At 68.7% G+C, this 8,665-nt stretch carries 10 protein-coding genes and 1 pseudogene; 4 read left to right on the forward strand and 7 right to left on the reverse strand.

Annotation, left to right across the window (positions count from 1 at the left end; all coding sequences use genetic code 11):
* Positions 1 to 258: 258 nt before the first annotated feature.
* Entirely contained in the window at positions 259 to 1,104 is an 846-nt protein-coding gene (locus tag ABD296_RS48070) for a helix-turn-helix transcriptional regulator (RefSeq protein ID WP_344284776.1), read from the reverse strand.
* Between the two features lie 103 nt (positions 1,105 to 1,207).
* Between ABD296_RS48070 and ABD296_RS48075 the strand changes: the two genes are divergently transcribed.
* Positions 1,208 to 2,146 carry an SDR family NAD(P)-dependent oxidoreductase gene (locus ABD296_RS48075; RefSeq protein WP_344284779.1) on the forward strand — a complete coding sequence of 313 codons (939 nt, stop codon included), beginning with the start codon at positions 1,208 to 1,210 and terminating at the stop codon, positions 2,144 to 2,146.
* Positions 2,147 to 2,725: 579 nt separating this feature from the next.
* Here the strand turns inward: ABD296_RS48075 and ABD296_RS48080 are convergent.
* A complete protein-coding gene (locus ABD296_RS48080; protein ID WP_344284782.1) occupies positions 2,726 to 3,382 on the reverse strand; it encodes a tyrosine-type recombinase/integrase in 657 nt (218 codons plus the stop codon).
* A 313-nt stretch (positions 3,383 to 3,695) separates the two neighbouring features.
* A pseudogene (locus tag ABD296_RS48085) lies at positions 3,696 to 4,028 on the reverse strand (dienelactone hydrolase family protein); the annotation flags it as partial.
* A gap of 444 nt (positions 4,029 to 4,472) precedes the next feature.
* Between ABD296_RS48085 and ABD296_RS48090 the strand changes: the two are divergent.
* Positions 4,473 to 4,883 carry a VOC family protein gene (locus ABD296_RS48090; protein WP_344284785.1) on the forward strand — a complete coding sequence of 137 codons (411 nt, stop codon included), beginning with the start codon at positions 4,473 to 4,475 and terminating at the stop codon, positions 4,881 to 4,883.
* A gap of 53 nt (positions 4,884 to 4,936) precedes the next feature.
* Here ABD296_RS48090 and ABD296_RS48095 read toward each other — a convergent pair whose 3' ends face one another.
* From ABD296_RS48095 to ABD296_RS48110, 4 genes are all read right to left on the reverse strand, one after another.
* On the reverse strand, positions 4,937 to 5,398 hold the full coding sequence (locus tag ABD296_RS48095; protein WP_344284801.1) for an ATP-binding protein: 462 nt from the start codon (positions 5,396 to 5,398) through the stop codon (positions 4,937 to 4,939).
* Between the two features lie 12 nt (positions 5,399 to 5,410).
* Positions 5,411 to 5,575, reverse strand: a complete 165-nt coding sequence (locus ABD296_RS48100) for a hypothetical protein (RefSeq protein WP_344284787.1) — start codon at positions 5,573 to 5,575, stop codon at positions 5,411 to 5,413.
* A gap of 540 nt (positions 5,576 to 6,115) precedes the next feature.
* On the reverse strand, positions 6,116 to 6,559 hold the full coding sequence (locus ABD296_RS48105) for a hypothetical protein (RefSeq protein ID WP_344284790.1): 444 nt from the start codon (positions 6,557 to 6,559) through the stop codon (positions 6,116 to 6,118).
* 123 nt (positions 6,560 to 6,682) lie between these two features.
* Positions 6,683 to 7,288: an acyl-CoA-like ligand-binding transcription factor gene (locus ABD296_RS48110; RefSeq protein WP_344284793.1), complete on the reverse strand. Its 606-nt coding sequence runs from the start codon at positions 7,286 to 7,288 to the stop codon at positions 6,683 to 6,685.
* Positions 7,289 to 7,401: 113 nt separating this feature from the next.
* On the opposite strand from ABD296_RS48110, the gene ABD296_RS48115 reads away from it, so the two are divergent.
* The gene (locus ABD296_RS48115) at positions 7,402 to 8,229 is read left to right on the forward strand and encodes a mycofactocin-coupled SDR family oxidoreductase (RefSeq protein WP_344284795.1); all 828 of its coding nucleotides are present in this window, start codon (positions 7,402 to 7,404) and stop codon (positions 8,227 to 8,229) included.
* Positions 8,230 to 8,348: 119 nt separating this feature from the next.
* Positions 8,349 to 8,597, forward strand: a complete 249-nt coding sequence (locus ABD296_RS48120) for an FAD-dependent oxidoreductase (protein ID WP_344284798.1) — start codon at positions 8,349 to 8,351, stop codon at positions 8,595 to 8,597.
* The last annotated feature ends 68 nt before the right edge of the window (positions 8,598 to 8,665 follow it).

Raw genomic sequence — 8,665 nt, forward strand, 5'->3', positions numbered from 1 at the left:
CGCATGCTCGACGACGCACTCAGAGATTCGACGACGAGCCCGGGAGGGCACCGGGGAACGACTACTGACTCCAGCGCAACCGGCTCACATCCCCATGCCGGCAGTTCGGACAAGCCACTTCCCGGATACGCCATCACCCAGCCTACGACCGCCCTCAGCACAGCTTCTTGACACAGAGGGGAGCCATGAGCGGACGTTAGGTAGAACCCCGGACGGACGTCCGAGGGCGTGTCACCTAGTACTTCCGGACATTCGTGCTCAGTGCTGTAGCGACTGAGTGCCCAGGACGACGGCGAGGTCCAGGCGGTCGGCGTCCTCGGTGCCGGGCTCGGCGGTGTAGACGGTGATGCGCAGGTCGTCCAGGGTCACCAGCAGCGTGTCGCAGTCCAGGGTGATCGGGCCGACCGCCGGGTGGTCGATGGTCTTGCGTCGGGACGGGTCGGCCGGGGGTGGCGGTGCCTGGGCGTCCCAGAGCTCGGCGAAGCGCGGGCTGCCGGAGGTCAGGTCGGTGATCAAGCGTCGCAGCGCACGGTCGGCCGGGTAGCGCGAGGCGGTCAGGCGCAGGTCGGCCACGAGCCGGGCCTCGTGCTCGGCCTGCTCCTGCGGGGTGTGCACGACCCGTGAGGGCAGGCGGGTGACGTTGCGCCAGACGGCGTTGCGGTCCAGGCCGCGCCAGGTGGTCGTGTCGCCCATGAGCGCGTCGTAGGGCGCGTTGGCCAGCACGAGCGTCCAGCCGGCGTCGTACACGACCACCGGGGTGTGCGAAAGCCGGTCGAGCAGCCGTTGCACGCTCGGGGTGACCCGGGACGGCACGATGTCCGGGCCGGGTGCGGCGTGCCCGGCCAGCCGGTAGAGCAGGTCGCGTTCGGTGTCGGCCAGCCGCAGTGCCCGGGCCAGTGACTCCACGACCTGTGCCGACGGCGCGGTCGCACGTCCCTGCTCGAGGCGGGTGAGGTAGTCGGCTGAGATGCCGGCGAGCGCGGCCAGCTCCTCGCGGCGCAACCCGCTGGCCCGGCGTCGGCGGCCCACCGGCACGCCGATGGCCTCGGGTGCCACCCGGTCGCGCCAGCGGCGTACCGTCCGGCCGAACTCCCACACTTCCACGGGCTCCAGTGTGCGCCAGGCCGCACCAAGTTGTCCTGGCCCTGGCAGTCCTACGAAAACCGGACGACTGGCTGCCCCCGGCCAGGTCTCGCAGGCTGCGGTCATGACCGAACCTGGAACTGTTCTGATCACCGGCCCGACCCGCAACCTGGGCCGCCACGCCGCGCTGGCCGTGGCCGGCCGCCCGGACGGGCAGCGACCCGACCTGCTGCTGGTCGGCCGCGCCGGGCGCGACCTGACAGCGGTCGCCGACGAGGCCCGTGCCCTCGGGGCGCGCGTCCACGAGATCGGCTGCGACCTGGCGAGCCTGGCCGACGTCCGTGCCGCCGCGGCCACCGTGCGCGGCCTGCTCGCCGCGGGCGCCGTCCGGCCGCTGCGTGCGCTGGTCGCCAACGCCGGCACCATGTCGCCCGACACCCGGCGGGCCTCGCCTGACGGCTACGAGATGACCTTCGCCGTCAACTATCTCGCCCACGCCCAGCTCATCGGCGACCTGCTCGGCTCGTTCACCGCCCCGGCACGGGTCGTGCTGCTCGGCTCGAACACCTATCACGCCAACTTCTGGCGCAAGCTGCTGGGCGTGGCCGAGGCCGAGTGGGCCGACCCCGCCGAACTCGCTCGCCCGGCCACCGGTGGAAAGGCCCCGGGCATGGCCGCCTCCGGCGTCGCCTACTCCAACGCCAAGCTGGCGATCCTGTACTACGCCCACGAACTGCAGCGCCGAGCCGGCGCCGGGATCAACGTGTCGGTGTTCGAGCCGGGCTGGATGCCCGGCACCGCACTCGGCCGTGGCACCCCGAAGGCGTTCCAGGCGATCGGCCGCGCCCTGGGCCGGATCCCGGGCGTGTCGGCGCCGTGGCGCTCAGGGCCGCTGCTGGCCGCGATGGCCCTGGACGACAAGTGGGCGCACCTGCGCGACGGCGCGTTCGTGCTGAAGACCAAGCCGACCGAGGTGCAACCGGTCGCCCACGACCGCGACCGCGAGCGACGCCTGTGGGAGGCGACCACCGAACTGTTGCAACGCGCAGGCGCGTCGCGTTAGTACACATCGCCCGGACAACAGCGCAGCCGGCCCGAACGGCCGGCGGCCTGTGCCTACCGTTCACGGTTGGCCAGAACGCACTGTCGTCGGCATGAGCGTGCATCCTCAGCCCAGCCGATCAGCGGGTTTGGTAGGGATCTCGGTGCACTGCGGTCTTTTGGAGATCTTCCTTCGTTATCGGCACCAGCCACTGACGGGTGGCACCCGACTGTCACAGTCCCGGTCCGGGTCACCGCCGGTTTGGGTTCGGCAGAACCCCGACAGCAGCGGCTGAAGTGCGGAGCCCTGCACCTGAGGGTCCAAACCGCCTTCCGTTGCCGCTACAAGCCACCCGCCTCCGCTGCCTCTCGTGGGCGTGGCCGACGTGCGGAATGTGCGCCGCACCGCGAGCCCAAGCTCAGGGTTACCTACCGGCTGCGGCGGAAGGGCAGCACGCCCAGGTGGGTTCATGGCAAGTGCCATCGCCGGTGGCCGGGCGACGGCACACGCCAGGCCCGCCTGTGCGACCACCCTGCACGGGCACTTCGAGCAGCGTTGGTCCCCCGAAGTACCCGTGCAGCCAGGACCAGGCGGCCGGTGCTACGACGCGTCTGCAGCACCAGCCGCTTCCGCAGTCGTGTTGGAGCCTTCGGCTTGCCCGCCGCTAAGGTCGGGTGCTTTCGGTGCCGGAAGCTGAGTGGACTTCGGGCGGCGAGGTGGACGGCGGGCGCGGTGGGCGCCGAGGACAATCGCTGCGGCGTCCTCGGCCGATTGCCGCGCCAGTTGGGGAAGGACGCTGGTGTAGATGTCGGCGGCGATCGCCAGGGACGACAGCCGGAGGGTCTGTTGGACGACCTTCATGTCGTATCCGGCGGTGAGCAGGAACGTTGCGGCGCCGTCTCGCAGGTCGTGCAGCCGAATCGGTGGCAGTTCGGCCTCCATCGTGAGTTGTTCGAACTGGTCGGTGACGTCGTTGGGGTCGACCGGGGTGCCGGTGGGTGTGGTGAAGACGTGTCCGGTGTGGATCCAGGTGTCGCCGGCGGTGAGGCGTTCGGTGTTCTGGCGTGCCTGGTGGGCGCGGAGTTCCTCGATGGTGGTGGTGTCGAGGTTGATGGTGGCCTCGCCGGCATCGGTTTTGGGTTTGCCTTCGAAGGTCTGGGTGCCGTTCTGGGTGATCTGCCACCGGATGGTCATGGTGCCGTTGTCCAGGTCGAGGTCGGCCCAGCGCAGCCCGCAGAATTCGCCGCCGCAGCCCACGGAAGGCGATGAGGTGGAACTGGGCGTAGAGCCGGTGGCTGCGGGCGCGGTCGAGGAACCGGCGGGTGAGGGCGGATGTCCACACCGTGGCTATGCCGCCGAGAACCGGCACCGTTCGTCGGCGGGTTGGGGCACCGCTTGTGCTCGAAGAGCCGAGAGTGTCAGTGAGTTTGGGCACCACTGCGGGCTGGGGTGATGCTTGGTTGAGGGCACGGTCAGTGCGGAATACGTGGGCGCGCTTTCTCGAGCAGCTCGTCCACATGTTCCATGCGTGATTGGTGGCGATGGGGTCGTAGTCCGGCAGGCTCGGGTCAGTGTAGAAGTGCCCGGCGCCGGGATAGGTGTGCAGCGAGACCTCAGCGCCAGCGTGTTCCGCGCTGGCCCGGAGGGCGGCTATCTGGTCGGACGGGGCGAATCGGTCGCCGTCGGCGACGTGAGCCTGGACAGGTGTGCCGGCAGGGATGCCTCCAGGCACAGGAGTGGTCGCGTGGAGTTGGAACACGCCAGCCGCCGCGTGTCGGACAGGCCACAGGTTGCCGACCACGCCCACTCCCCTCGAGAACCCGCCGAGCACCGTGCTGGCAGGCAGGCCCCGGACGACGGCGTGAGCACGTGCCATGATCGTCTCCCAGCCGATCCGCTCCATGAGCGCGAATCCGTCCTCCAGTGCCGGTACCGCCCCCGTCCTCGGCCGCGACCGCGCCGGCGAACAGGTCGGGTGTGACGACTCGGTGACCGGCACTGCGGAGGTGCTCGGCCGCGCTCAGCTCCACCGGCCGCAGACCGAACATCGAATGGAAGAGGACCACGGTGATGGGTCCTTGCGCACCGAGATTCATCGCAACGTTTCTACGGTCCGGTGCATCGCCGACGCGAGTTGCCCTTCTCAAGGGTGCCAACCGGAACGATCCATGGCCGGATCATGGGGGTGGCCGACTCCGCCGCTAGATCTGGGCTGTCGGCGAGCGACGGTGTACTCGGGCCCCCGAGTACACCGTCGGCGCGATCCATCTGGCCCAGTCGCTGGGCCCGCTGGCCCGGCTATGATCACTAGCATTGCTCATCGGTGGCCACTGGGAGGAGGCGCGCTATGGCTGGGCCGCTGGACTCCGCGCATGCCATCACCAAGCTCCCCTGTCAGGACCTGGACCGAGCGCGGCGGTTCTACCGTGACCGGCTTGGCCTGGAGGCCGTCGAGGAGCGCGAGGGCGGACTGCGCTACGTGTGCGGGACAACGGAGTTCCATCTGTTCCTCTCCTCCGGGGCCGCCTCGGGCACCTCAACGCAAATCGGCTTTGAGGTGGACGACCTCGACCAGGTCATGGCCGACCTACGGACGCGCGGACTGCGATTCGAGGCGGTCGATGTTCCCGGTTTCAAAGTCGAGGGCGACATCGTGACCGTCCCCAGCAACTATCCCAGCAAGGGTCACGGTGAGCGTGGCGCGTTCTTCCGCGACAGCGAGGGAAACCTCCTGGCACTCGGGCAGGCGACCCGCTGACCGACCTGCTGTCCGCGAGCGGCGGCCTCTCCGGCATGCCGACATCAGCGCCTTCAGCCAGGGGGCGGTTGGCGTTGTGTTCGGCTCGGGCGCGGGTTTGGGCGAGCCGGTAAGAGTCGGTGCCGGTTTCCGATAATCGCGCCGTTGTAGGTGAGGCGGTCGACGATGGCGGCGCAAAGACGCGGGTCGGTGAAGGTCTTGGTCCAGCCTCCGGAGCTGTCGTTGGAAGCTATGGCCAGACTGCTCTTTTCCTCCCGCTCGGTCAGAACCTGGAACAGCAGTTCGGCGCCGCGCCGGTCCAGCTCGATATCGCCAAGCTCATCGACGCAGAGAAGGTCGACGCGTCCGTAGCGGGCGATGGTCTTGGACAGCACCAGGTCGTCGGCGGCCTCGATCAGCTCGTTGACCAGCTTGGTGGCCAGGATGTACTTGACCGGAACCGCTTCATCGCGGCCTCGGTGCCCAGCGCGATCAGCAGGTGCGACTTGCCGGTGCCGCTGTCGCCGATGAGGCAGAACGACTGTTCCTCAAGGACGCGGCTTTGATCCGACGTTCCGAGCGGCGCCGGTCACGGTCGCTGCACTCGGCCAGAGCAGCTCGGCCAGGAACCCCAGATACGACATCTGGTCGCGGGTGGCCGCCTCAGCCAGATCGCCGAACTGAGAGCGGATGGTGGGCAGCCGCAGCATCATGCAGCTTTCCCGGACGGGAGTTCGACCCGGCGTCCGCGCCTGATCAGGCCGACGCTCGGAACGCCGCACCGACCAAGTCGACGAGGCCCTTCACCGACTCGTCCGAGGGCCGAGCGGGCTTGGGTGACCTCTTCGGGGTGCCCGAAGCGGCTCCCCGTTTGGCTCCCGGACGGGCCTGAAGATCAGAAAAGGTCTCGGAGTGATCTCCGAGACCCTTGCTGACCTGCTAAAACGGGGTGGGCGATACTGGGTTCGAACCAGTGACCTCTTCGGTGTGAACACGACCGATCATGCCCCGGCTGCAAGGCTTTCTGGCATCACCGCAGGTCAGAGGTAGACCTTGAGTACAGCACAGCGCACCTGAAGGAAGATCAAGTCCGTTGTGATCTCCCGCGATTCGCACCTTGCGGCGTTGTCGAGGTGTAGCGCTCAGTAGTCATCCCCAGGGCGGACTGCACTGCGTGTTGCTTCGGGGGGTCCGTCATGGGCATGGCAGCGTCTTCGGTCCCGGGTCGTTCAGTCCCGGCCGTGCCGTGCATTCTACGCGCCGAGTTCTTTGCTGACTCGGACTGCGTCGGCGAGAGTTGGCTGTACGAGAAGTTGGTCGAGGAGGCAGCGCACGCGGCCAGTGGCGTAGGTGCCCTTGGTGCTGATCGTTGGAATGGGGATGTCCGGACCGAGGTCGTAGATGATGTGCGGACCGGATTGCTCTTCATCGGGCACAAGCCAGCCCTGTTTCGCCTCGATCACCACCTTCGTTGTCGAGGTGGTGAGTTCGACATCCGTCCGGCCTTCCGCATCAGCCACTTCCAAGGCGACAACAACCTCGTCCGCTACTACATCGAGACCCACGTGCTGAGTGAGCGCGTCGAGCAGGGTTGGCGACTGGGCAAGGGTCCATCCGAGAGCAGCCGTCAGGTCGACCTCGTTGCGACCGAGCAGGTCGAACACTGTTGACGTCTCCGCGCCGTACTTGCTCAACATGATGAACCCATCCCTCAGATAGGGGCGACCTTACGGCTGAACCGCTGAAAGGATCCACCGCAGGTGGACGACCGACGAACGGCACCAGTTGCGGTCTTAACGGTCGGCGTGGCTTGACGCGGGTCACCGCGCTCGCGGGATCAGGAGTTCCAGCATGCGGGTCATGATGTCCGGCAGCTCTTGTTCGGTGTGGGCCAGCCAGTATTCGTGGGCGGCGAGCGTGGCCGACAGGACGGCGTGCCCGGCGGCGATCGCCACGAGGTCGTCGACGCCGGTGCCGCGTCGCTCTGCCACGAACTCGGTCGCGATGCGGCGCCATCCCGCGTGCCGCGCGGCGGCCTTCTCCTGGACCGCCGGCACGTTGAGGATCAGTTCGGCGCGGTGCAGTGCCCACGTCCGGTGCTCGGGCGGGTGGTGCAGCGCTTGAGGCACCGCGCGGCAGAGGACCTGGTTGTAGGGCTCGTCCAGCGGGGCGGCGGCGAGTTCCTCGCGGAACCGGGTGAACTCGGCCGGCGACTCGACCCACAGCACATCGGCCTTGGTGGAGAAGTACCGGAAGAAGGTGCGCCGGCTGACCCCGGCGGCCGTGGCGATGTCGTCGACGGAGGTCTCCTCGAAGCCCTTTTCCAGGAACAGGTTCTGCGCGATCTCCGCGAGCGCGTGCGCGCTCGTCAGCGCAGGGCGGCCGCCGCGGTCCGCGCCCGCGCGGCGCTGCTGGGAAGGGGCCATCCCCCGATGGTCGCACGCCGCCCGCTCAAGGGGCGTCCGCCGCACCCCTGGACTTATGGCACAGCGCGCCATAACCTGTGCCCACATCCGCTGAACTGGGACGGGAGCTGGTCATGGACAAGCTGGACGGCAAGGTCGCCTTCATCACCGGAGCGGCGCGGGGCCAGGGCCGGAGCCACGCGGTCGCCCTGGCGCGGGAAGGCGCCGACATCATCGCCATCGACACCACCGCGAAGGTCGGCAGCGTCCCCTACCCGCTGGCCACCGCCGACGACCTGGCCGAGACGGTCCGGCTCGTCGAGGCCACCGGCCGCAGGATCCTCGCCCGGGACGCCGACGTCCGCGACTCCCAGGCACTGGCGCGGGCCGTCGAGGAGGGCGTCACCGCGTTCGGCCGGCTCGACATCGTCCTGGCCAACGCGGGCATTTCCACCCCGGCCCCGACGCTGGAGATGAGCGACGACACCTGGCAGGACATGATCGACATCAACCTGACCGGGGTATGGAAGTCACTCAAGGCGTCGGTCCCGCACATCATCGCCGGCGGGCGCGGCGGCGCCGTCATCATCACCAGTTCCCTGGCCGCCATCTACGCCAACGAGAACACCGCCCACTACTCCGCCGCCAAGGCCGGGCTCGTCATGCTCATGAAGGTCATGGCCAAGGAACTCGCCCCTCACAGCATCCGGGTCAACACCGTCCACCCGACCACCGTCGCGACCGACATGATCCTCAACGACGCCACCTACCGCCTGTTCCGGCCCGACCTGGAGAACCCGACCCGCGCCGACTTCGAGGAGGCGGCACGCACCCTCAACCGGCTCCCGGTCGCCGCCCTCGAGCCCGAAGACATCTCCAACGCCGTCCTGCACCTGGTCTCCGACGACGCCAAGTACGTCACCGGCGCCACCCACGTCATCGACGCCGGCGGGTCGCTGTAGGCCGGGTCTTCGCAGCCGCCCGGTCCGCGCCAGGCGGGCCAGGCGCCCATTCGCAACGCCCTCGGTAACGCGGGCTCTGTGAGGCTTCCCGTTCTGACCGATCGCGGGGAGGTTCGTGAATGGTTTCCGGGCGGATCGTGATCGTGGGTGCGGGGCTGAGTGGGTTGCGGACCGCCGAGCGGCTGCGTCGGCTGGGGTACGACGGGCCGCTCACGTTGGTCGGCGCGGAGACCCATGAGCCGTACGACAGGCCGCCACTGTCCAAGTCGCTGCTCGTCCAGGAGGACGTCCCGGAACAGGGCGTGCCGCTGCGCAACGCTGCGGGTGCCGAAAATATCATCCGCGCAGGTGAGAGCCCGTGCGGCTGATGATCGATTACGGGTGCAGTGCTGCTGGTCGTTCAGCTGCGAACGGCCGTACGGGAGGCGCTCACCGC

This window comes from Actinomadura napierensis, from assembly GCF_039529375.1.
Lineage (GTDB): Bacteria > Actinomycetota > Actinomycetes > Streptosporangiales > Streptosporangiaceae > Spirillospora > Spirillospora napierensis.